General features: G+C 52.9%; 18 protein-coding genes. 4 read left to right on the forward strand and 14 right to left on the reverse strand.

Annotated features, from left to right (window positions below; genetic code table 11):
- The first annotated feature begins 85 nt into the window (after nucleotides 1–85).
- Nucleotides 86–544 carry a GNAT family N-acetyltransferase gene (locus HMPREF9141_RS11420; RefSeq protein ID WP_007368908.1) on the forward strand — a complete coding sequence of 153 codons (459 nt, stop codon included), beginning with the start codon at nucleotides 86–88 and terminating at the stop codon, nucleotides 542–544.
- Nucleotides 545–1,138: 594 nt separating this feature from the next.
- Here the strand turns inward: HMPREF9141_RS11420 and trpS are convergent.
- Genes trpS through gltX form a run of 4 tightly spaced genes read right to left on the reverse strand, consistent with a single transcriptional unit; the run spans nucleotide 1,139 to nucleotide 5,548 of the window.
- Nucleotides 1,139–2,227, reverse strand: a complete 1,089-nt coding sequence (gene trpS, locus HMPREF9141_RS11425; RefSeq protein WP_004351830.1) for a tryptophan--tRNA ligase — start codon at nucleotides 2,225–2,227, stop codon at nucleotides 1,139–1,141.
- Nucleotides 2,228–2,274: 47 nt separating this feature from the next.
- Nucleotides 2,275–2,766, reverse strand: a complete 492-nt coding sequence (locus tag HMPREF9141_RS11430) for a hypothetical protein (RefSeq protein WP_007368909.1) — start codon at nucleotides 2,764–2,766, stop codon at nucleotides 2,275–2,277.
- Nucleotides 2,763–3,998, reverse strand: coding sequence for a 3-deoxy-D-manno-octulosonic acid transferase (locus HMPREF9141_RS11435; RefSeq protein ID WP_007368910.1), 1,236 nt, complete (start codon nucleotides 3,996–3,998; stop codon nucleotides 2,763–2,765). Before HMPREF9141_RS11435 ends, HMPREF9141_RS11430 begins: the two co-directional genes overlap by 4 nt.
- Nucleotides 3,999–4,030: 32 nt before the next feature.
- Nucleotides 4,031–5,548, reverse strand: a complete 1,518-nt coding sequence (gltX, locus tag HMPREF9141_RS11440) for a glutamate--tRNA ligase (protein WP_007368911.1) — start codon at nucleotides 5,546–5,548, stop codon at nucleotides 4,031–4,033.
- A gap of 153 nt (nucleotides 5,549–5,701) precedes the next feature.
- Here gltX and HMPREF9141_RS11445 point away from each other — a divergent pair, with 153 nt between their 5' ends.
- Together HMPREF9141_RS11445 and HMPREF9141_RS11450 are read left to right on the forward strand one after the other, a co-directional pair.
- Nucleotides 5,702–7,753 (forward strand): HD family phosphohydrolase, encoded by a 2,052-nt coding sequence (locus HMPREF9141_RS11445; protein ID WP_007368912.1) that lies wholly within the window; start codon nucleotides 5,702–5,704, stop codon nucleotides 7,751–7,753.
- A 310-nt stretch (nucleotides 7,754–8,063) separates the two neighbouring features.
- Nucleotides 8,064–9,758 carry a hypothetical protein gene (locus HMPREF9141_RS11450; protein WP_007368913.1) on the forward strand — a complete coding sequence of 565 codons (1,695 nt, stop codon included), beginning with the start codon at nucleotides 8,064–8,066 and terminating at the stop codon, nucleotides 9,756–9,758.
- A 485-nt stretch (nucleotides 9,759–10,243) separates the two neighbouring features.
- Here HMPREF9141_RS11450 and priA read toward each other — a convergent pair whose 3' ends face one another.
- A complete protein-coding gene (priA, locus tag HMPREF9141_RS11455) occupies nucleotides 10,244–12,550 on the reverse strand; it encodes a replication restart helicase PriA (RefSeq protein ID WP_007368914.1) in 2,307 nt (768 codons plus the stop codon).
- A gap of 154 nt (nucleotides 12,551–12,704) precedes the next feature.
- Between priA and HMPREF9141_RS11460 the strand changes: the two genes are divergently transcribed.
- Nucleotides 12,705–13,427 carry a hypothetical protein gene (locus HMPREF9141_RS11460; RefSeq protein ID WP_007368915.1) on the forward strand — a complete coding sequence of 241 codons (723 nt, stop codon included), beginning with the start codon at nucleotides 12,705–12,707 and terminating at the stop codon, nucleotides 13,425–13,427.
- 194 nt (nucleotides 13,428–13,621) lie between these two features.
- Here HMPREF9141_RS11460 and HMPREF9141_RS11465 read toward each other — a convergent pair whose 3' ends face one another.
- From HMPREF9141_RS11465 to HMPREF9141_RS11505, 9 genes are all read right to left on the reverse strand, one after another.
- Nucleotides 13,622–14,257, reverse strand: a complete 636-nt coding sequence (locus HMPREF9141_RS11465; RefSeq protein ID WP_040555093.1) for a porin family protein — start codon at nucleotides 14,255–14,257, stop codon at nucleotides 13,622–13,624.
- Between the two features lie 163 nt (nucleotides 14,258–14,420).
- Nucleotides 14,421–15,452 (reverse strand): type IX secretion system ring subunit PorN/GldN, encoded by a 1,032-nt coding sequence (gene porN / locus HMPREF9141_RS11470; protein ID WP_007368917.1) that lies wholly within the window; start codon nucleotides 15,450–15,452, stop codon nucleotides 14,421–14,423.
- A 144-nt stretch (nucleotides 15,453–15,596) separates the two neighbouring features.
- On the reverse strand, nucleotides 15,597–17,186 hold the full coding sequence (porM, locus tag HMPREF9141_RS11475) for a type IX secretion system motor protein PorM/GldM (protein ID WP_007368918.1): 1,590 nt from the start codon (nucleotides 17,184–17,186) through the stop codon (nucleotides 15,597–15,599).
- 64 nt (nucleotides 17,187–17,250) lie between these two features.
- Nucleotides 17,251–18,033: a type IX secretion system motor protein PorL/GldL gene (gene porL, locus HMPREF9141_RS11480; protein ID WP_007368919.1), complete on the reverse strand. Its 783-nt coding sequence runs from the start codon at nucleotides 18,031–18,033 to the stop codon at nucleotides 17,251–17,253.
- On the reverse strand, nucleotides 18,034–19,515 hold the full coding sequence (gene porK / locus HMPREF9141_RS11485) for a T9SS ring complex lipoprotein PorK/GldK (RefSeq protein WP_007368920.1): 1,482 nt from the start codon (nucleotides 19,513–19,515) through the stop codon (nucleotides 18,034–18,036).
- Between the two features lie 9 nt (nucleotides 19,516–19,524).
- Complete coding sequence (locus HMPREF9141_RS11490; RefSeq protein ID WP_083809453.1) at nucleotides 19,525–20,463, reverse strand: PorP/SprF family type IX secretion system membrane protein; 939 nt, start codon at nucleotides 20,461–20,463, stop codon at nucleotides 19,525–19,527.
- 409 nt (nucleotides 20,464–20,872) lie between these two features.
- Nucleotides 20,873–21,094: a DUF2795 domain-containing protein gene (locus HMPREF9141_RS11495; RefSeq protein WP_007368922.1), complete on the reverse strand. Its 222-nt coding sequence runs from the start codon at nucleotides 21,092–21,094 to the stop codon at nucleotides 20,873–20,875.
- Nucleotides 21,095–21,147: 53 nt separating this feature from the next.
- Nucleotides 21,148–21,726, reverse strand: a complete 579-nt coding sequence (locus tag HMPREF9141_RS11500) for a cob(I)yrinic acid a,c-diamide adenosyltransferase (RefSeq protein WP_007368923.1) — start codon at nucleotides 21,724–21,726, stop codon at nucleotides 21,148–21,150.
- Nucleotides 21,727–21,806: 80 nt separating this feature from the next.
- Nucleotides 21,807–22,415, reverse strand: coding sequence for a hypothetical protein (locus HMPREF9141_RS11505; RefSeq protein ID WP_007368924.1), 609 nt, complete (start codon nucleotides 22,413–22,415; stop codon nucleotides 21,807–21,809).
- Nucleotides 22,416–22,605 lie beyond the last annotated feature (190 nt).

A 22,605-nucleotide genomic window follows, 5' to 3' on the forward strand; every position in this document is an offset into this window, starting at 1 on the left:
TAGCCCCGAAGAAAGCAATGCGCTGCCTGTGCCATGTTCCAAATAATTTATATATCTTTGCAGCATAAGCAAAGTTTTTGGCAAGATGACAGATATTAGAATTGAAAAGGGAATCAAAAAAGACAATGCCTTGCTTTTATGTGAATGGTCTAATGAACAGGGGGAAGCGTTTCAGGAGCAATGGGCGGGCTCCAAGATCCCTTACCCGCTGGATTATGGCAAAATAAAAGAACTGGAGTATGTGTTTTCGATATTCAACCAGGGGGAATTTATCGGAATGATACAGGAAGTACGAATTGACAAGGACAACATACACATTGGCCGGTTTATCATAAATCCCCGGAAAACAGGGTCGGGCCTGGGGACAGAGGCATTGAAGAGATTCGTAGACCTCATCTTTGAGAATGACAGTATTAAAAGCATTACCCTTACGGTTTTCGCCTTCAACCAAAACGCAAAGAGAATTTACGAGAAACTTGGATTTGAAATCAATGAGGTAATTGAGACGCCGAGACTGAAATACAAGATGAAGAAACACAGATGAATCCGAGTTTACCTGACTCCATACAACAAAGTAGTTTGAGAGGCAGTACCTATCCGGTAGACATTTCCCATGCAGGTCAGTCGTCAGCATCCCACTATACATCATGACGACAGGAATGAAGCGACCTTTCCCTGCGAATGTGCTGATGCCCGTCACGTGTGGATTTGTCGGTAAACACCAGTCGTGTTGACGGCCCGAACCTTGCCAATATATTGCCAGGATGGGAGCAACCTGTGGATAGAAAAGAGTTGTGTCGGGGAGAATTTATCTGATCAAGAGGCTTGTTTTTCCAAGAACAATGCAGAATTGTCTGTTTAAAGGAGATTACACATAGGGGATCATGCTGTTTTAGTTTTATCGGACAGCATTATTAAAAAACAACTCATCAATTTACAAGATAAAATCAGCACTTGATGCAGGTCTGTCCCTGACAACATTCAGTCTGTAGGGAAAAGTCGGATCAGAAACAAAAGAAAGCCTATTTCTCTACTCACAAACGAGTTTTGAAATGGGCTTTCTTATCGGGGAGCCTCAAACTGTAAGACTCTCAAAAAGGCATTTGTTTTTTGCACACTCTCATGGAGAGGCGAAACTTTATTGCACCTTGTACTTCTCCGCCTGGCTCCGGATCAGTTCTGCATCCTCGAAGTAATTGATCTGCATGGCGGAGCGCACCTCGTCCATCGTCTGTGCGGCAGTCTCACGGGCAGCAAGCGAGCCTTTCTTGAGGATGTTGTAGATTTCCGGAATGTCCTGCTCGTACTCGTGACGGCGTGTGCGGATAGGATCAAGCATCTTGTTCAGGACGCTGTTGAGCAGCTTCTTACACTTCATGTCACCGATACCACCGGCTGTGTAAGCCGCCTTCAGCTCGTCAAGGTTCTTGAACTCCGGCCAGAACTCCGCAAAGTCTTCGTCCGTCGAGAAAGCATCAAGGTAAGTGAACACGGCATTGCCCTCGACATGACCGGGGTCGGAGACATTCAGATGGGCAGGGTCGGTGTACATTGTCTTCACCTTCTTCCACACCGTATCGGCATCATCCGAGAGATAGATACAGTTGCCGAGGCTCTTGCTCATCTTTTCCTTGCCGTCCGTACCGGGCAGACGGCGCGCCGTAGCGTTCTCCGGAAGCATGATGTTCGGTTCTACCAGCACAGGCGCATAGATCTGGTTGAAGCGGCGTACGATTTCACGTGTCACCTCCAGCATCGGTTCCTGATCCTCACCGGCAGGCACGGTCGTCGCCTTGAAAGCCGCTATGTCGGCCGCCTGTGAGACCGGGTAAGCAAAGAATCCCATCGGGATATTGGCTTCAAAGTTACGCATCTTGATTTCCGTCTTCACCGTCGGGTTGCGCTGTACACGGCTGACGCTGACAAGGTTCATGAAGTAAGTGGTCAGTTCGGCCAGTTCGGGTATCTGACTCTGTATGTAGAGCACACACTTCTCCGGAGTCAGACCGGCAGAGAGGTAATCCAAGGCCACCTCAATAATGTTCTGGCGAATCTTCTCCGGATTATCGGCATTGTCAGTCAACGCCTGGACATCGGCCATGAAGACAAACATCTTATCGTAGTCGCCGAGGTTCTGCAGCTCCACACGGCGGCGGAGTGAACCCACATAATGACCGAGGTGCAGCTTGCCTGTAGGGCGGTCACCGGTCAAAATAATCTTTCCCATGTATCTTCTTTTGTTTTTGTTCGTTATTCCTGTCTGCTGCCAGCCTCCTATTCGTCATGTGCCGCCACGGCAGCAGTGTCTGCCTGTTCCTCCTGCGGTTCCTCCTCCGTATTCTCCTCCTGCTTCGGTTTCTCTTTTGCAGGGGCTTCGACAACGGTATCAACCACCTGTGCAGGCGGTTCGTCAACCGGCGTTTCGTATGGAATCGTGTCGGTGGGGATGCTGTCCGTCGGTGTGGGCTTCGGTCCGGAAGACCGGAATCCGATATACGCTCCGACACCGATTGTCAACAGAAGCAGACCGATGACAATTCCCCATGCAACGGCATGGCTGTTTTTCTTTTCCTTTCCGTCGTCATTCCCAGAATCCTGCGCCGCATAGGCAGGCTGCTGTTCATACTGCTGCCCGGCACTCACCAAAGGCAGCGTGACTTCCATGACACCGTGGCAGTGCGGGCACTTGCATTCAATAGTCTGCCCCTCGCCTGCCTCAACAATGAACTGTGTGCCACAGTTATCACAGGTTATCTGATACTTCATAACTTTACGTTGCTTAGAATTTTCTTTGTTGCACCGGCCAGTCCCTTGACGTAAGCACCGGCCATATTACCGCAAGCCATGCGATATTCTTCGTCATCGGCAAGGCGATCCATCTCCAGCGTAAACGTAGCAAGATCGCATACCTCCAAGCCTCCGCCGTCGTGCAAGAGTCCCTGCGCCTCGGCAAAGTGCTTGTTATTAGGACCGAACAGAACCGGCATACCCCATACGGCTGCTTCGAGCACGTTATGGATGCCGACGCCGAATCCACCGCCGACATAGGCGACATCGCCATAGTGATAGATGGAAGAGAGAAGTCCGAAGCAATCAATGACCAGCACATCGGCATCAGCAACGTTCTCTTCCGTCGCCTGTGTATAGCGCACCACCTTCTTATCCTTAATCAGTGCAAGGATGAATTTCAGGTGATCCTCCCCGATGACATGCGGCGCGACAATGAGTTTCCAGTCCTTGTGTCCGTTGAAGTATCCGAGGAATATCTCCTCGTCAGGCTGCCAAGAAGAACCAGCCACAAAGACTTTCTTACGGTCGGCAGTATCAGCTCCAACGAATTTCTCCACCAATGGCAGCTGTCTGCTGGCTTCTCTGATCTGCAGAACCCTGTCGAAACGTGTGTCCCCCACCACCATGGCATCGTGAATACCTATCTTGTCCAGAAGCTGCTTACTCACTTCGTTCTGTACAAAGAAGCGTGTAAAACACTTCAGCACACGTCCGTAGCTCCGTCCGTACCATCTGAAAAAGACCTGGTCGGGACGGAAGATACTCGACACGCTATAGGTGGGAATGCCCCGGTGTTGCAGGATATGGAGGTAGTTGTACCAGAACTCGTACTTGATGAAAAAAGCCATTACCGGCCGTACGGCACGCAGGAACTTCCTTGCATTCCCCACCGTATCAATCGGAAGATAAGTGATGATGTCAGCACCGGCATAGTGTTTCCTCACCTCATAGCCTGAAGGCGAGAAGAACGTGAGCAGAATCCTGTACTGCGGACAGTCCCGCCGTATCTGCTCCATCAACGGACGACCCTGCTCGAACTCACCCAGTGAAGCAGCATGGAACCAGATGTACCGTGCATCCGGATCCACTTTCTCCTGTAATGTCCTTACAGCCTCCCGTTCGCCCCGCCACATCCTGCGCAGTTTCTCATTGAAGCGACTGCCGACGGCAATACCGAACTGGATGGCATACATTATTATATCATACATATTCGGCTTGTTTTATTTAGCCTTCAAACTTTTCATCCAAGTACTTCAATTGCCTTGCGCATTCGTTTCAAGGTCTCCTCCTTCCCGAGGAAAGCGGAGATGTCGAACATACCCGGCCCCTTGCCGATGCCGACGAGCGTGAGCCGAAAGGCATTCATGATGTCACCGAGCTTATAGCCCTTGTCCTCCACCCACTTCATGACGACAGCCTCCTGCCCTTCAACAGAGAAATCTTCTATTCCCTCGAGCACTGCCGCCAGTTCGGTCATCTGCTGTGCCGAATATTCCTTCCACCGCTTCTTGACGGTTTTCTCGTCGTAGCTTGTCGGGGCAATGAAGAAGAAAGAGCAGAGCTCCCACAGCTCCTTCACAAAGCTGACACGATCCTTCATCATGTGAACGACCTGCTTCACCTGATCCATCGTGGCCTCGACACCATTGTTGGCAACAATGGGAGCGAAGAGTCCGGCTATTTCATCATCACTCTTGCGGAGGATATACTCATGGTTGAACCACATTCCTTTCTTATAGTCGAACTTGGCTCCGCTCTTTGAACATTTCGTGATGTCAAAAGCCTGTACAAGCTCATCGAGCGAGAAGATCTCCTGTTCCGTACCAGGATTCCAGCCCAGCAACGCCAGGAAGTTGACCACCGCCTCGGGAAAGTAGCCGCTCTCACGATAGCCGGAGCTGACCTCTCCGGTCTTAGGATCGTGCCATTCCAACGGGAAGACCGGAAAGCCGAGACGGTCGCCGTCCCGCTTGCTGAGCTTGCCCTTGCCCTCCGGCTTCAGTAACAGAGGCAGATGGGCAAAACGCGGCATGCTGTCTTCCCAGCCGAAAGCACGATAAAGCAAGACGTGCAGCGGCGCACTGGGCAGCCACTCCTCACCACGGATGACATGGGATATTTCCATCAGGTGGTCGTCGACAATGTTGGCAAGATGATAGGTAGGCAGCTCGTCCGCACTCTTGTAAAGCACCTTGTCGTCCAGGATGTCACTTTTGATGCAGACATCGCCCCGAATCATGTCGTTGACATGGACTTCCTCTCCCGGCTCGACCTTGAAGCGGACAACAAACTGCTGTCCGTCGTCAATCAGACCGTCCACTTCTTCCTTCGACATCGTCAGCGAGTTGCGCATCTGCATACGTGTGTGGGCGTCATACTGGAAGTTCTGAATCTCCTTGCGTCTGGCTTCCAGCTCTTCCGGTGTGTCGAAAGCAATGTAAGCCTTGCCTGCATCCAGCAGCTGACGGACGTATTCCTTGTAAATCTCACGACGCTCACTCTGACGGTAAGGGCCGTATTCCCCACCGAAGCTGACCCCCTCGTCGAACCCGATACCCAGCCACTTGAACGAGTCAAGGATGTACTCCTCTGCTCCCGGGACGAAACGGTTGGAGTCCGTGTCTTCAATACGGAAAATCAGTTTGCCGCCATGCTGACGGGCGAAAAGGTAGTTGTACAAAGCCGTACGCACACCGCCGATATGCAAGGCACCCGTAGGACTCGGTGCAAAGCGCACCCTCACATTTCTTTCTGCCATTGTCTTGATGAAAGTCTTAAATATTATTTTCCCTGCAAAATTAATGTTTTTTTTTGACTATACGCCATATTTTTAGTATTTTCGCAAGTTGTTAGCATATTGCCTCATCAAGGCCGGACAGGTCGTCTGGACATTCACGAAACGAAGACAATAATGATTAGATTCAGAAACATCAGCCATCACTATTGGCGCAACATGATTTCGAGGACGGCACTGGTCATCGTGACCGTGGTGCTGATCGTGCTTTTCCTTCCCCGCACAAGGGGCAAGCTCTTCCACTATGACGAGGGCAAACCCTGGATGTACGGGCAGCTGATAGCCAAATTCGACTTCCCCATCTTCAAGACCGAAGAGGCTTTGAAGGCGGAGCGCGACTCGATGATGAAGCATTTCCAACCATACTTCAACATCAGCCCGACGGTCGAGAAGAAGAATATCGACGAGTTCAGACACGCATACAGAAGCGGCATCCCGGGACTGCCGCAGGAATATGTCGAAGTGATTGCACGCCGGCTGCACGAGGTCTACGAAGCCGGCATCATCGACCCGCAGCAGTATTCCACGCTGGTCAAGGACAGCGACAACCTCATACGGGTGGTGACGGGGAAACAGGCGGTCAGCGTGCCCATCAGCAAGACTTTCTCCACGCTCGGCGCCTACGAACATCTTTTCATGGATCCGTTACTCGGACCGAAACGCTCGGTGCTGCAGCAATGCAACCTGAATGAATACATCGAGCCCAATCTCGTCTACGACAAGGACCGCAGCGAGACGGAGATGAACGATATGCTCAGCCTCATCCCGCAAGCCTCGGGCATGGTGCTGGAAGGGCAGCGCATCATCGACCGCGGCGACATCGTCGATGCCAAGACCTACCGTGTACTCAACTCCTTCGAGCAGGCTATGGAGAAACGCAATGCAACCGAAGCCGAGATAACCTCTACGCTCATCGGGCAGAGTCTCTACGTGCTTATCCTCATCGGGCTGTTCACCCTGTATCTGGCGCTTTTCCGCAAGGACTACTTCGACAAGCCGCGTTCCATCTCCCTGCTCTATGTGATGATCGTCATCTTCCCGATCCTCACATCGCTGATGATGGAGCACAACATCCTGAGCGTCTACATCCTGCCGTTCTCCATGGCGGCGATTTTCTTCCGGGTGTTCATGGACTCACGGACGGCTTTCATCGGTCATGCGACAATGGTGCTCATCAGTGCCGTTGCCGTGAAATACCAGTACGAGTTCATCATCGTGCAGCTTGTAGCCGGCCTCGTGGCCATCTATTCCCTGCGTGAGCTGTCGAAACGAAGTCAGATCTTTCTCACGGCCATCCTCGTCACGATCGGGTCAGCAGCCGTCTATTTCTCGCTCCAGCTCATCCAGGCCGACGACCTTTCGAAGCTCGACCAGACCATGTACTATCACTTTGCCGTCAACGGCTTCTTCCTCCTCTTCACCTATCCGCTGATGCTGGTGATCGAGAAGACCTTCGGATTCGTCTCGACGGTGACGATGTTCGAGCTGTCGAATACGAACAACGAGCTGCTGCGCCGGCTCAGCGAGGTCGCCCCGGGAACTTTCCAGCACTCCATCACGGTGGGAAACCTTGCCACGGAAATAGCCAACAGAATCGGTGCGAAGAGCCAGCTGGTGCGTACCGGCGCACTCTATCACGACATCGGCAAGATGCTCAACCCGGCTTTCTTCACCGAAAACCAGGCTGGCGTAAACCCGCATGACAAGCTGAACGACCTGGAGAGCGCACGCATCATCATCAGTCACGTGACCGAAGGACTGAAACTTGCCGAACAATACAACCTGCCACGGGAAATCAAGGAGTTCATCACGACACATCACGGGACCGGCCTTGCCAAATACTTCTATATCCATTACAAGAACGAGCACCCTGACGAGGAAGTCAACGAGGACCAGTTCCGTTATCCGGGACCCAACCCCTTTACCCGCGAACAGGCTATCCTCATGATGAGCGACACTGTGGAGGCCGCCTCCCGCTCTCTGCAGGAATACACCGAAGAGAGCATCAGCGAACTGGTCAACAGACTGATTGACGGGCAGGTGGCCGACGGCAACTTCACCGACTGCCCCATCACCTTCCGCGACATTACAGCTGCAAAGAATGTACTCATCGAACGTCTCAAGGCCATGTACCACACCCGCATCCAATATCCGCAGCTGAAAGTGTAGAGACTTTCCGGCTGCCTTCCATCTATTTTGAATTATTGGTGTCCGATTGTTGTAGCATATAGAGGTTTAATCGGACAGCAATAATTTTGAACAGCGGCCCTGGCAATGCCAGGTCTGCCAGGCATAGATAGTATAGATAGCCTAGCCAGTCCAGCTGATATGGCCAGGCTATCTGATTTATCTAAGTCCGGATAGCTCCGGTCCGGTTCGACAACCGGTAAAAAACAAGTAAAAATTTGGATATTTAGAACAATATACTTAACTTTGCAGCCAAATTTTACAGGTTTTATATATACTTACAATTCATTCAATGAAGTATCAGAAGACGCTCATTGCCGCGGCATTGTTGGCAATGACGACCCCATTACAAGCCGGGGGACTGCTTACAAACACCAATCAGAGTATCGCTTTCAACCGTAATTTCGCACGAGTAGGCGCCATCGGCATAGACGGTGTGTACTTTAATCCTGCCGGAGTAGTATTCCTTGACCAGGGGTTCCATCTCTCGCTAAACTTCCAGAACGTTTATCAGACGCGTGAGATCACCTCCTCCTTTACCGTTCCCGCTTTCCAGCAGATCCCTTCCCTGCAGCCTTTCTCACAGCCTTTCTTGCTGAACGGCGGCCAAGCTGACGGCAGCAAGTTCTATAAGGGAAAGGCTTCCGTTCCTATTCTTCCGTCCTTCCAGGTAGCCTACAACAAGGACAGATGGAGCTTTCAGGCCGGATTCGGACTGACGGGCGGCGGCGGGAAGGCCACCTTCAACGATGGTCTGCCCAGCTTCGAACGGCAGGTTTCCCTGCTCCCCGCACTGATCAACCAGCAGCTGCCTGCCTTCGCACAGCTCCTCGGACAGCAGGAAACACCTGCTACCTCCTACAGCATGCAGAGCTACATGAGCGGCCAGCAGTACGACTTCGGACTCCAGCTGGGTGTCGCCTACAAGGTCAACGAGCATCTGTCCGTATACGGCGGTGCACGGTTCAACTATATCTACAACAAGTACGAAGGGAACATCACCGACATCTCTGCCAATGTAGGCGGAAACAACCAGAACCTCTACGGCTATTTTGATGCCAAGGCAAAGGCACTGGGCGAAAAGGCCAATGTCCTGCAGGCACAGGCGGCGGCGGCACAGACACAGGCGGCAGCTTACCAGGCACAGGCGAATGCTGCGACCGACCCGACGGTAAAAGCCCAGCTTCAGGGAGCTGCCGACCAGTATGCCGCCGGAGCGAAGCGGGCCAGCGAGGGGGCGAAGCTCGTCAGGGCCGGTGCAGACAAACTGAACAGCAGCAAGGAACTGGTAAAGGACCGCTATGTGGATGTACGGCAGCGGGGCTGGGGCATCACGCCTGTCCTCGGCATCGACTACCGATCAGGCAAATGGAACCTCGCCGCACGCTACGAGTTCACGACGAAGTTCAACATCGAGAATGACACCAAGCGAGACGACACACACCACTATGAGAATGGAGTGAACACGCCGAATGACCTCCCCGGAATCCTCGCCCTCGGCGCACAGTACGAAGTGCTGAAGAACCTCCGCGTCATGGCGGGCTACAACTATTATTTCGACAAGGATGCACGCATGGACAACAACAAACAGCGTTTTCTCAAAAAGAACACGCAGGAGTTCCTTGCCGGTGTCGAGTGGGATGTCACACCGGCCGTTACCGTCAGTGCAGGCGGACAGCGCACGCTCTATGGTCTCGGCGACGGCAAGTATCTCACCGATCTCAGTTTCGTTACTAGCAGTTACAGCTTCGGATTCGGGGCAAAGGTCAAGGTGGCCAGAAACATCCATCTCAACGTGGCTTATTTCTTTACGGACTATTCCAACTTCAAGAAGGAATACAACGATGCCATCACTGTGGGCAGCCAGCAGGTGACACAGCCTGACGGGACCGTCCTGACACAGCCGAAGACGATAGCAACGAAGAACACCGACATCTTCACCCGTACCAACAAGGTTTTAGGAGTCGGGCTGGACATCGACTTCTAAACTGCCGGAACACAAAACCATACCCATCAAAAATACTGGCGGGTGTGTCAGATATGCCGATGCGGACTTTCCCGTCCGCTCTTCCAACGGCATATTGGCACACCCGCTTTCCGTTATCAGACCGCACGATTTCCCCTTGCTCCCCTTACAGCCGGCCCTGCCGGTCGCACAGGGCATCCGCAACCAAAACGACTCCCCGAAGCCGGTTCTTTGCCAAGAAGATTCTGCAGCCAAGGCCTGGGAATGCTGTTCCCAACCGGTTGGGACTTCTGTTCCCAAGGCTTGGGAATGGTATTCCCAACCGGTCGGGAACAACAGGCTTTACCGCCTTTCGGGGTGTGTCTTCTTGAGCGTGTGACAGCTTCCGGAGGTTTACAGGGCGTATAGGAATAGATTTTATCTGGCAATTACAGGCTTACTATGTTATCACACCGTCAGAACATGGGTGTGTCGGAATAGATTTCATCAGGCAAATACAGGCGCACCTATTGCGGATCGACATCATAATACACCTGAAGAGCACCGTAACGCCTGTCTTTCAACATTGCCTCCATGGCGCCACGGAGATACTGGCGGACACGTGCATAGCCGATCCCGTTCTCAAGTTTCAGCACGATCTTCCGGATGCTCAGCGTCTTCACGCGCGCCACGGCGGGCTTGTCCGGCCCGAGCACACGGCTGCCGAAGATTTCACGCAGGCGGCTGCCGAGTTCCAGTCCTGCAGAATTGACCGTATTTTCCTCTCTGTGCTTCAAGTAGACATAGATGAGATGATAGAACGGAGGATAATGGAAATCATGCCGTTCTGCCAGCAGGTCAGAATAGAATGCCCGGTAGTCATTCTCCACCACCTGCCGTATAACCGGCAGATCCGGGCTCTTCGTCTGCAGGATGACCAGCCCCTGCCGCCCTTTCCTTCCTGCCCGCCCGCTCACCTGGCTCATCATCATGAATGCCTGTTCATAGGCGCGGAAGTCAGGATAGTTCAGCATCGTGTCGGCATTCAGGATGCCCACGACCGACACCTTGTCGAAATCGAGCCCCTTGGAAATCATCTGCGTACCGATCAGGAGGTTGCTCTTTCCCGTGGAGAAATCATGGATCAGACGTTCGTAGGCATTGCGCGTCCGGGTGGTGTCGAGGTCCATGCGGGCAATGCGCGCCTCGGGGAAAATGTTGCGGATTTCATCCTCTATCTTTTCCGTGCCGTAACCGCGTCCGCGGATGTCTCTGCTCTCGCAGCAGGGGCATACCTCCGGCACACGCATCGTGTAGCCACAGTAGTGGCAGGTGAGGTAGTTCATGTTCTTGTGGTAGGTAAGCGAAACGTCGCAGTCGGGGCATTTCGGCACCCAGCCGCACTGCCGGCATTCCACCATCGGGGCAAAGCCGCGCCGGTTCTGGAAAAGGATGGCCTGCTCGCCCCGTCCCAGCGCATCTCTTACGGCGGCAAGCAGCCGTGGCGAGAACGGCCCTGTCATCATCTTCCGCCGGTAGAGGTCTTTGATGTCCACCACCTCGACTGCGGGAAGCTGCAGATCCTTGTAGCGGCGTGTCAGCTCAACAAGTCCGTACTTGCCCTGCCGGGCATTGTAATAAGTTTCCATCGAGGGGGTAGCCGTTCCCAGAAGTGTCTTCGCACCGGCATACATCTGCGCCAGGACGATGGCTGCCGACCGTGCATGATAACGTGGTGCCGGATCCTGCTGTTTGAAACTCTGCTCGTGCTCTTCGTCGATGATGACAAGTCCGAGCCGCTGGAATGGGAGGAAGACGGCACTTCTCGCACCCAGTATCACATCGTAAGGGGTCTCTGAGAGCTGCTTCTTCCATATCTCCACCCGCTCGGCATCGCTGTACTTGCTGTGGTAAATGCCCAGACGGCTGCCGAACACCGCCTGCAGCCGCTCGGTTATCTGTACGGTGAGGGCTATCTCCGGAAGCAGATAAAGTACCTGCTTGTGCTCGTTGATGGCTTTCTGGATCAGATGAATATAGATTTCGGTCTTCCCCGAGGAGGTCACGCCGTGCAGCAATGTCACCGGATGTGTCATCATCTGCATGATCGTCTGATTGTAGGCTTCCGTCTGCGCTTCGTTCAGGGGCTTCATGCGTTCGGGATGCGATGCAGTACCAGAGTTCAGTCTGCCGACTTCTTTCTCGTAAGTGACAAGAAGCCGCCGTTCCTGCAAGGCCCGTACGACCGCCACGGAAGCATGGGTGACATTCATCAGTTCCTCCCTCGTCACCTCACGGAGAGGGGTCGACGGTGAGAAATCGTCCATTCCATCGACTCCTGCCAGCCGGAGATACGCCATGAGCACTTCCACCTGCTTCGCCGCCCGCTTCATGGAATCAAGCATCAGGGTGAGGGTGCGCCCGTCCCGGAATCTGTCGGCCAGACGGATGTATAGCTCCGTGCGCGGACGGAAACCGTCTTCCGCCTTCAGTCCGGAAGGCAGTGCCGCCTTGTAGACCTCACCGATGGGCGACATATAATAATCGGCGATCCACCGCCACAGCCTCAATTGCCGGGGGAGAAGCATGGGGGCACCGTCCAGGACATCCACTATATCCCTATAAACGATTTTCTTCTCTTTTCCGCATCCATTCCCCGATGGATCCGGGATATTTACAGGATAGTCTGCCACGATTCCAACGTACATCCTGCTCTTGCCCAAAGGCACTGACACCCGCATTCCCGGTTGGATCCTCGGGGCAAGCGTCTCGGGCACACCGTATGTGAAATAGCCTTCCAGAGGCAGGGGCAAGATGATGTTTGCGTAAGTCATTCGTCGGATATAAATCGTACAGTAGGGTCGCAAAGGTACGAATAAAATGGCACGTGTACAATGAAATCATCATCTTTAGGTATTGTACGGCCATCGGAAAATTTCTATTTTTGCGACAGATTACATACGCTATTCACCTTTCAAACAGAGAATTATGAAAAAAGTCATTTTCATCACCTTATGCCTGCTCGGCCTTATCGGCATGACAACGGCATGTCACTCAGAGAACGGAAACCAGCAGGACATGATGCCTTCGGCTTTACAGGGAAAGCTGGCGGGAACGTATGTCCCGCTTTTCAGTGAGCAGGGAATCAACGCTCCCAAATGGGACCGGCTGTGGATCAGTGAGACGGCGAAATACACGGGCATCGGACAGGCGCCGGCAGCCGTAGAAAAGATGAAGAACAGCATGGCGGGAACGGTGATCGGACAGGAGGCCATCGCCAAATTCGGCGACCATCCCAACAGCGACATGGACTTCTCCGGTTCCTATCAATTCGACTGCGGCTTCAAACAAGGAGTGGCAAAATTCATCATCAGCGGAAGAATCATCAAGGGGCTGGACGGCCAAGGGAATGTGCTGTTCTCACACAACTACTCTGAATATGATTACGACAAGAGTCTGGACACGCACAAATTCAAGAGCGACGATGGCAACAAGGATGAATTCACCTATTTCTTCTTCCGCCCGGACACGCCTGAAGAGACCTGCCATATAGAGTTCCGTTACGGAAGCGATCCCGACGCACTTACGGGATTACGGACAGGACGATATGCTTACTGGATGGCTGCTGCCGTGCGGGAAGGGAATGATGCCGACTGCGAAGGGTCGATCCGGCTGTTCGTAGAAGAGAATCTGTCAAAGGAAAAGGAATAAGGCCGTTGACGGACTTTCCCGGTGTCTGCTTCCGGCCGCATCATCCTTTTTACAAGCCCAACAGCCACGGAGACCGGAAGCCATCGGTCATCACCGACCCGGTCCACAGCCGCATAGAAACGAAAATCCCCATTCCTTCGGCGAGGAATGGGGACAGATTGCTGCAATATAAAAGAGGTTATAGGTCGGTACCGTCAGAAGAAGTAGGCCACGCCCAGCTGCCAGGAGTTGTTGCGGCTGCTCTTCCGGTTCAGACCGAGTGCGCCGCCGGCAGCCTGGGATGCCGTCTTCCAAGTGACATCAGCCGTCTTGCCACAGGCGACATTGTAATTGGCACTTACCTGGAGATGTTTCAAGGCGGTGATGCCGAAACCGAGGTTAATGCTGAAGTTGCTCTTCTTCAGTGCATAGCTGCTTCCTTTCATCCAATGGAAATCCTTGTCGCCGACATTGAATGCCACCTGCGGACCGGCAAAGAAGAAGATGCTGGCCGTACTGCCGAGCCCGATGGCATAACGTACATTCAAGGGAACGGCAATCTGCTGCTGCTTCACGGTCTTTTTTTCCGATTCATAATCGAGCTTGGCAGAACGGTAGTCGTAGAGTACCGAAGCATCCATTCCCAGACCAACGACCGGCAGAGTGAACTTAACCGTAGGGCCGAAGAACCAGCCAGCCTTGTTCGTCTCGTCGAACACATCACTGCTGAAACGGAAATCACTCACATTCAAACCGGCCTTCAGACCGAACTTCAGAGGCTCGTCCGCACGTACCGAAACGGAGGAAAAAACCGTCAAAGCCATTAAAGCCAATAGAAAAGTTTTCTTCATAATCATCAATTGTCAACGATAGCGGTTGCCGGCAGCATCGGCTTCCTACAGCCTCATATCCCTGTTAAACACATAAGGCCTGTCCTAAGAATTCCACGTTGGTATGCCAGTACTATGAGGGCTGTCAACCTTTCGTGATTTCCAGGACCTGCCATAAAAAAACTCAATGCCGCTCCCGACGGACGGTAACACGAGCCGGACCGGAACTGCTGTTTGATGCCGGACGACGTGTGCGGCGGATGCTGCCTGTCGATGCACCGCGGCGGCTGCGCCCCATCTTCTTAGGTGCTTTCTCCGCTTCCTTGGAGGCAGCAATGCTGTCGAGACTGTCGCGCCGGGCCGGGTCACCGTAGACGGTCTTCTCGAAGTCGGCCAGCTCACGTTCTATCTTTTTCTGCTCTGCAGCCATGGCAGAGTCGGTAGGACAGTATTGTGCAAGCGTCTTGCCCAGCATGTTGGTCGTCTTGTAAATCTTTCCCTGATAGAGGTTCATCGTGAAATAGTCGTCCACACTCATCGTCGCCGCATTGTTCAGATTGCTGGTCATGATGATCTGTTTGGAAAGGAAAGGTGCCAGATCATCGTAACGGACCCAGAAGAGCGGATATTTGACTTCGCCGTCACCGAAGTCATCTTCACGATACATAATCGGGCAGAGGGCTACGACCTTGCGGTGAAACGTAGAAGTCCCCTGGTCGTAATAGGCGCTTTCCTTGAGGTAATAGCCTTTCACCTCACCGGAGGGGATGTCACTGTTGTCGAGCCGGATACCATGGTCCGTACGCTCATAGAAGATGTGGTAGTTGTCAAGAAACTGCAAAGGCTTCACCCTCGCAGAATCCGTGAACATCTCATTGCCGTCCATACGGTAGTTATAGGCTGCGATGCCGCCACGGTTGGGCCCGTTCATCATCAGCTTGAAGATATAGGTAAACAGATTCATCTGCGAACCGACAGGCTCGACAGGATAATACAGACCCGCATTGGCATCCTCGGCGAGCTTCAGTTCACGATAAATGTCACGCCGCCAGACAACATCCTCCTGCATGGGAGCTGCCGTAGGAAAGGAAATCTGCGCACGGGTCGTTATCGTATTGCCCGGCGACCGGTGCTGTGAACTGCGACGTGCAGCAGGCTGGGCACTTGCCGTAAGCGCCAGAAAAGCTGCGCAGGTTATGAGAATTATTCTTTTCATTGTTTATTTGTTTGTCCTTTGATAAGCGGAACCTCCCCGAAGCTCTCAGAAAGAAGCGACATCGAAGAGACTGTGACCGACTGTCATGGAAAGTGACAGACTGTCGACTGCCAACCGTCCGTTGCCGACTGCCGCGGCCGCCGACTATCTCACTATCACTTCCATGTTTCTTCCATTAAGGGTTCTCGTTGTCCCGTCAGGGCCATGAACGACAACATTGGTGATGTAGAACCGCTTGTTACGGCTCAGCTGGCGGAACTGTTCCTTCTGCTGTGCTGAGAAGGAAGCGCCATTGCTTGCCAGGGGAACAGCATTGCCCATATTGTCGAAAAAGACGACACGGAAGCTGGTGACCGTGAACGGAATGTCGAGCAGACCGTCGTCAATGGCCGCATGGATGCCCGGTGCCGACATGAGGGCTGCCTTTGACAGTGCGCCGCTCTTGAACCGGTCGGCTCCCATAGCGATGTACGGTGACGGATCCGGCAGCTTGCGGACACGGAACTTGTACTCCCCTACCCTGCGTCCCTTGGCAGACACGGCAATCGTGACCGGCTGACCGACAGCCGACGGCCGTGCGATGAAGTGCCCTCCGCCGCGTGACACGAGAGAGCCGCCCGACATCGTCGCCTGCACATCTCCCTGTGATGTGTTGGGGATGCTGATGGTTATCGGGTTGTCAAAGCCTGCATAGAGCACGTTCATCAGGTCGGCGGCAATCGTCGCCATACCGTCGAACGGCGGGACTTTCTGCATCCCTTCCGGACTGATATACTGCCGGGGCTGCGGACCGCCTGTGACCCAATAGTCCTGGGAGAAGTTACGGCGCAGCACATTGCCCGCCAGATCCTTGACAAGGATATATCCGCTCAGCGTATGCCTGCCCGGCATACCTGCTTTGACGGTCATCTGATTGCCCTTGATCTGCTGTCCGTTGACATAGACCAGGGGCTGCTGCGTAGAATCAACGGCGGCCATGAACATCCGGGCCGTCATCGTCTCACCCGGGTAGAGGCGTGTCTGGCTCGGGACGACAAAGGCCTGCAGCTTGTTGACGCGCAAGTCCTTCAGCCCGACGTTCGCTACCAGCGTATGCAGCACCTCGCCCTCAGCATAGCGGACATCGCTCTGCAGCTTGGAGAGCAGCGTCACGGCTGCGGCGACAGGCATATTCTCAAACATATACTCTTCCCAGTTCTTCCCCATCGAATGACGGGGAACAACCGTGGAGAGGTTGCTGGCGATGATCTTCTTCTGCCGGGGATCGGTCACGAACCGGAGAATGCGCATACGGTAACTGTTGATTGCCTCATAGAGTCTGTGCCCCTGCCCGTTCGCCGGGTTCAGCATGATGTAGCTGGCCGCTTCGATATTGTCTTTCCCATCGATGTGCAAGGGGTCTCCCTTCTCACCGTCGGCCTCACGGACAATGGCGACTTTCAGCGACTGCGCATAGTCGTAGAGCGAATCGCTCATCTCCCTGACCGTCGATGCCATCATGAACCACTCCTTTACCTTCTGCGGATTCTTGCGCATCATCTGGTCCAGCTCGCCGAAGATGGCCTCGTTCTCCTTGGATGAGTTTCCCGTCGTGCGGTTCAGGCTCTCTTCTACGACAGAGAAGCCATTGAGCACCTCGGTAGAGATGTTCAATGCCAGCATCGCCATGAGGACGATGTACATAAGATTGATCATCTTCTGGCGAGGGGAAATCTTTCTCTTCTTAATAGCCATTCATTCTATTTCTTAACATCGGGAAGAGCTCTACAGACAGACCGCTTCCCGCCATGACACTTCTTTACAAGCTCCCGGAAGCGGGAGACTGGGGGGCAGCACCGGGGGCGGCCGCGCGCATGTTGACCGTCATCGCCTCAATCATCCGGGCATAGATGCTGTTGAGCTGTTCAATCTGATGCGCCATCCTGCGGGTCTGCTCATTGATCTGGTCAATGGTACCGATCTGCTGGCTGGCTCCCTTGAGCTGCATTTCGTAAACTTTCGCAATACCCGTAAGAGTGCGGTTGAGGTTTTCCATCTCTTCGCTGTCCCGGGTAAGACGCTGGCTCTGGTCATTCACCTTACCCAGCATTTCCGTCAGGTTCTGCAATGCAGATACATAATTCGTCTGCGCTTCTACCATTTCCGGCGTCTGCTGCTGTGCATCGGCAATCACCTTGCTCTGCTGGCTGACGACTGCCGCCGCAATGTCACTCGCCGACGGGACCGGCTGCGGCCCTGCAGCTGCGACACCGGCCGGAGAGACCGGAGACGGCTGCGGTGCAACGCCGTGTCTGGCTCCACCAAGATACTCTTCCGTCACGTGCGTGGCGAGTTCACGCCCGTCATCCGTCTTGTCGAACGGACGGTCGAAAGCCGAAAGGAAGAACACGACCACCTCTGTACCCATACCGAAATAGAGCATGATGTTGGCTCCCGGCAAGTGGGTCAGCTTGAACAATGCACCGAGAATAACCACCGAAGCACCCCAGCTGTAACCATAGTTGAGGAACGTCTGTCCGGGGACGCTGTCCATCCACTTCTGCAGACGGTAAACGAAATTGTATTTACTGTACTGTGTCATTTATCTTCTCTTTTTCTTACTGCTTTTCTTATTCTCCCTGGCAGCCTCGCTGGACGAGCTGGCAAGACTGCGGACACAACGGAAGCCGATGTAACTGCGGGGCTGGTTCTGGTACTCCCATGTGCGCCACGCACTGCGGATATAGCTCTCCGGATCCTTCCAGCTTCCGCCTCGCACACTCTTCTTCTTCAGCCGGTAGGGGTCTTCCCGGGCCGCCTTGTAGTCGAGCTGCGGATTGAGGTCGTTCATCGCATCCACCCCAGCTTCGGTGTAGACCGTACTGGTCCACTCGGCGACGTTCCCCGCCATGTCGAAGAGACCGTTGGAATTGGCACCGTAGATGCCCACCTTGCTGGTAATCAGGTTGCCGTCCTTCGTGTAATTTCCACGATCCGGCTTGAAGTTGGCGAAGAAACAGCCGTTGCCGTTCTTCACGTTATGATTGTCCCAAGGGAACTCGTCCTGGTTCTTCCCCCGGGCAGCATACTCCCACTCGGCTTCAGTCGGGAGACGGTAACGCTGCACGTAGCGGGCTTCCTTGCCGAGTCCCTTGAGCAGGTACTCTGTCCGCCACGCACAGAAAGCGTTGGCCTGCTCCCACGTGACACCGACAACCGGATAGTTGTTGTAAGTAGGATTGCTGAAATAATTACGGAGATAGATCTCGTTGTCCGAATTCCGGAAGTCATTGACCCAGCAGGTGGTATCAGGATAGATGTTGACGATATAGGTGTTCAGGAAGTCCCAGGGACCTGTCAGCGGGCGGTTGATGGTCTCGTTGTGGATCATGCCGTTGTCATCCACATACGCCGTATCCTTGGAAATCATCACCACTTCGTCCGGGTCGACCGTGACATCCGTATTCAGGTTGCGTTCCTGCGGATTCAACCGGTTCCGGCGCAGGGCTGCCGTCGTATAGTCATAGATTTCGTAACGGTAGTTCATCTGTCTGGCGTCAAGGCTCTTCTCCCCCGTGACAGGATTGGTCACATAGAGGCTCTCGAAGGCGCGCTGCTCGTCCTCGGTAGGCTTGCGGGGAAGACGCTTGTTCCAGTTCAGATGGGGGGTGACAGGATCGCCGTTCTTATCCTCCGTGATCATATAAGTCTCGTCGCCGCCGTATGCCGGATCTGCCAGACGGGTGCGGAGAATGGAGTCGCGAACCCACTCTACGAACTGCTTGTACTCGGAGTTGGTGACCTCCGTTTCATCCATCCAGAAGCCGTCGACAGAAATGTCCTTTACCGGAGTCTTCTTGCCCCAGAGAGAATCCTGCTTTTCCAGACCCATCCTCAGCCAGCCGCGTTTGACAAGCGTCATGCCATAAGGGGTCGGTTCGCGGAAGGAACGTCCGCCGCCGACACCTGTAACCTCACCGCCACGACCTGACGAAGAAGTCGCCTTACCGGCGAAACAGCCTGTGAGCGTCCCCAGGAGGGTTGCACCGAGACAGAGAACGATTATACTTTTCTTCATTTTCATTATATCTTTCTATAGAAATCTTACGCTTTTATGTTTGTTCCGGCCCCTCTTCTGAAGGTTGATGTCGGTCTGATAACTGACGAACAGCCCGTGGCTGCCGTTCTTGAAGGCAGCAGAACCGGTGTACATTTCATAGCTGTAACCGATGTTGATGCCGTGGAACGTTCCGCCTGCAAAAGCCGTCACGGAGTTGGTCGGGCTGTAGGAGACACCTCCGTAAAGCATTTTCTTCTCGTGGGTATAGACCAGCCGGGCCGTGAGGTCTGTACGGAAGGTCGTCCCGTCATAGCGTGCGAGAACGGAAGCCGGTATAGTAAGGAACGGATTATGCAGTTTAATATTGTATCCGCCTGTCAAATAATACGTGCGGTTGACCTGCAGCTCATTGGTCTCGCCCAGCTCTACCAAGGGGGAGTTGAGATGCTGGACGGATGCGCCGACATACCAGTCCCGGTGTGTATAGTAGAACCCTGCCCCGAGGTCGAGACGGTTCCCGTTGACTTCCGACTGCGACAGGGCGGGGTCGTTCGTTTCCTCAGGATCGAGTTTGGAGCCGTCGAACTTCTCGAAGAGCATACCTGCCTGAACACCTGCCGAGACCATTCCGCCCCAAAGGTGATGACGGAAGGCATACTGGGCACTGACACGCTGGTGGGTGAAAACGCCCAGCTTATCGTTGAGGATGGAGATGCCGGCCCCATGGTACTGCCTCAGAAAGTAAAGCGGCATGTCTGCCCCGACATAGAATGTGTTCGGGTTATGCTCGTAGCCGGCAAAGTCGAGACTATAGGCACCCACGACATTCAGCTTGTTGTCCTTGCCCACCGATGCAGGATTGAATGACGGCTCCATCGCCCAATAATGACTATAAGACGGATCATACTGTGCCTTGACAGAGGCCTCTGCCAGACAAGCAAGCGCAATTATGAATATCAAGCGTTTAAGCACGCCTTTATAACGAACAGGATGAAGAAATATTGCTTTCGAATACATATTTGTTAAGGCTGGTCTGTTCAAGAAGATTTACCCATCTATGCTTCGGTCGAAATGATACACACATAAAATCGGAATCTATGAATCAACTGGAACACAATCAGTTACAAACAACAGGGAAAGAGATGCCCTATTGCAGTGCAAGTAACGCCTGATTGAAGCCCAAACAGGCGTTAGTTGGGATGCAAGTAACGCCCGGTTGCCAAAGAGTCATGCACCAACCTGTTTGTATCGACCGGCTACACTTGAATTAAATGCGATTTCCATCCTGAAGTACGAAACAAGAATCACGGCTCAGACACCAGAAAGCCCGAAACAAAAAAGGTTACCCGCACTTGCATGTAAGTAACCCTTTTCCCACCTTTTAATATTCATCTTCATTCCACAGGAAATCATCTTTTGAAGGATAATCAGGCCAGATATCCTCGATACTGTCGTAGACATCACCTTCATCTTCAATCTCCTGGAGGTTTTCAAGCACCTCAAGGGGAGCACCCGACCGTATGGCATAGTCGATCAGTTCGTCTTTTGTCGCAGGCCATGGAGCATCTTCCAGCTTAGAGGCCAATTCCAGAGTCCAATACATATTCCTAATTTTTTACACGTTTCTTAATGCGTGCAAAAGTAACATTTTATTTTTTATCTACAAGTGTTTCCCCACGTTTTTTCACCATCACCGCCATGAATGTTCAGATAACGCGAAAGGACGAAGAAATAATCTGACAATCTGTTCATAAAGGGCAAAACTATCTCCGGCACGTCGTGGTGAGCCGAAAGCGCAACCATCCGTCTTTCCGCACGTCTGCACACCGTCCGGCAGACATGACACTGCGCCGCAGCCTGAACACCGCCCGGAAGGATAAAATGATGCAGAGGGGCGAGTTCTGCATCCATGCGGTCAATGAGAATCTCTAATTCCATCGTATTCCGCACAATGACAGGGTGCTGCAAGGGGGAATCCTTACCTGAAACAACAAGCGCACCTACGCTGAAAAGTGTTTCCTGAAGCTGCTCGAGAAAGAGGGTATGTCCGTTCTTGACATCGTCAGACAACTGTGTGCCGTCATTATGAAGCAAAAGAGAAATCAACAACCCTATGTGGGCATTCAGTTCGTCAAGTGTGCCGCAGACTTCTATACGGGAATCATCCTTACGGGTACGGGAGCCATCAGACAGGGATGTAAGCCCCCTGTCGCCGCCTTTTGTATATATCTTCATCTTATTTACAGGTTGAATTGATGCCGTATTCTACCGTTTTTTAGTAACGGTATGTCAACGTGGAATCTCCAGGAAGGATCTTAAAAATTCACGATATAGTTTTGTTTGACAACACTGGTGTTGAGAAAGACAACACCGCAATAGTACAGGTCAAAAGTCACGCCCGTTCTCCGATCAGAAATAAGCTCCTTCCAAAAAATCTCCGTCTCCTTGTCCCGCTGTATCTGCTCAATGACCAGAACACAAGAGGAAGGCAAGACATCAAGCGCTTTGTTGACAAACCATCTATAACCATCCACCAAGGAAATGCGGACGACACTGTACTCACCGGCCGTTGCAAGAACGCCCTCACTTTCTTCTATCGACTTATTTGCGGTTATCAGCTTGTAAGCGCACCGTCGGGATCCCGCCATGGCATAAAATTTGTAACAGGGTGACGGAGGGCAGAAATCGACAAAAGAATGGGGCTGCTGGTAATTGGACAAACGGAAATAGAACCTGCAAAGCTTTCTGGTCCGCTTATCAAGTCCGTAGACGGATTCCTCAAGCTGCTTGTATTTATAGTAGGGATAATGCTCGTTCACCACATAACGGATAAAACGATATGCCCAAGGCGACTGAACTCCAAATCCTCTGGAATAACGTGCCCGTCTAACCCACACCAATACCCTTTTGATCGTATAAAACATAATATAACAAGTTGGGACTGACAAAGATAATCTTTTTCTCCAAAAAAGACAAAGCAATTCAAAAGATTTTACTTCAAAACCCATCACAGTCTATTATCACCGCCTATTATCGCTTATCATCGCCTATCACAACCCATCATCGCTTCTCCCCCCCTATTAGGACTGACCCCCCTATAACCGCCTATCATGG

The sequence above is a fragment of the Prevotella multiformis DSM 16608 genome (assembly GCF_000191065.1).
Classification (GTDB): Bacteria; Bacteroidota; Bacteroidia; order Bacteroidales; family Bacteroidaceae; genus Prevotella; species Prevotella multiformis.

What these genes read in the sequence shown, in the direction of transcription:
- HMPREF9141_RS11505 (WP_007368924.1), bottom strand. Translation starts at nt 22,415, where the DNA reads ATGTTTTATACGATCAAAAGGGTATTGGTGTGGGTTAGACGGGCACGT.
- HMPREF9141_RS11420 (WP_007368908.1), top strand. Translation starts at nt 86, where the DNA reads ATGACAGATATTAGAATTGAAAAGGGAATCAAAAAAGACAATGCCTTG.
- porL (WP_007368919.1), bottom strand. Translation starts at nt 18,033, where the DNA reads ATGACACAGTACAGTAAATACAATTTCGTTTACCGTCTGCAGAAGTGG.
- HMPREF9141_RS11495 (WP_007368922.1), bottom strand. Translation starts at nt 21,094, where the DNA reads ATGTATTGGACTCTGGAATTGGCCTCTAAGCTGGAAGATGCTCCATGG.
- porN (WP_007368917.1), bottom strand. Translation starts at nt 15,452, where the DNA reads ATGAAAAGAATAATTCTCATAACCTGCGCAGCTTTTCTGGCGCTTACG.
- trpS (WP_004351830.1), bottom strand. Translation starts at nt 2,227, where the DNA reads ATGGGAAAGATTATTTTGACCGGTGACCGCCCTACAGGCAAGCTGCAC.
- porM (WP_007368918.1), bottom strand. Translation starts at nt 17,186, where the DNA reads ATGGCTATTAAGAAGAGAAAGATTTCCCCTCGCCAGAAGATGATCAAT.
- gltX (WP_007368911.1), bottom strand. Translation starts at nt 5,548, where the DNA reads ATGGCAGAAAGAAATGTGAGGGTGCGCTTTGCACCGAGTCCTACGGGT.
- HMPREF9141_RS11435 (WP_007368910.1), bottom strand. Translation starts at nt 3,998, where the DNA reads ATGTATGATATAATAATGTATGCCATCCAGTTCGGTATTGCCGTCGGC.
- HMPREF9141_RS11450 (WP_007368913.1), top strand. Translation starts at nt 8,064, where the DNA reads ATGAAGTATCAGAAGACGCTCATTGCCGCGGCATTGTTGGCAATGACG.
- HMPREF9141_RS11460 (WP_007368915.1), top strand. Translation starts at nt 12,705, where the DNA reads ATGAAAAAAGTCATTTTCATCACCTTATGCCTGCTCGGCCTTATCGGC.
- HMPREF9141_RS11445 (WP_007368912.1), top strand. Translation starts at nt 5,702, where the DNA reads ATGATTAGATTCAGAAACATCAGCCATCACTATTGGCGCAACATGATT.
- porK (WP_007368920.1), bottom strand. Translation starts at nt 19,515, where the DNA reads ATGAAAATGAAGAAAAGTATAATCGTTCTCTGTCTCGGTGCAACCCTC.
- HMPREF9141_RS11430 (WP_007368909.1), bottom strand. Translation starts at nt 2,766, where the DNA reads ATGAAGTATCAGATAACCTGTGATAACTGTGGCACACAGTTCATTGTT.
- priA (WP_007368914.1), bottom strand. Translation starts at nt 12,550, where the DNA reads ATGACTTACGCAAACATCATCTTGCCCCTGCCTCTGGAAGGCTATTTC.
- HMPREF9141_RS11500 (WP_007368923.1), bottom strand. Translation starts at nt 21,726, where the DNA reads ATGAAGATATATACAAAAGGCGGCGACAGGGGGCTTACATCCCTGTCT.
- HMPREF9141_RS11465 (WP_040555093.1), bottom strand. Translation starts at nt 14,257, where the DNA reads ATGAAGAAAACTTTTCTATTGGCTTTAATGGCTTTGACGGTTTTTTCC.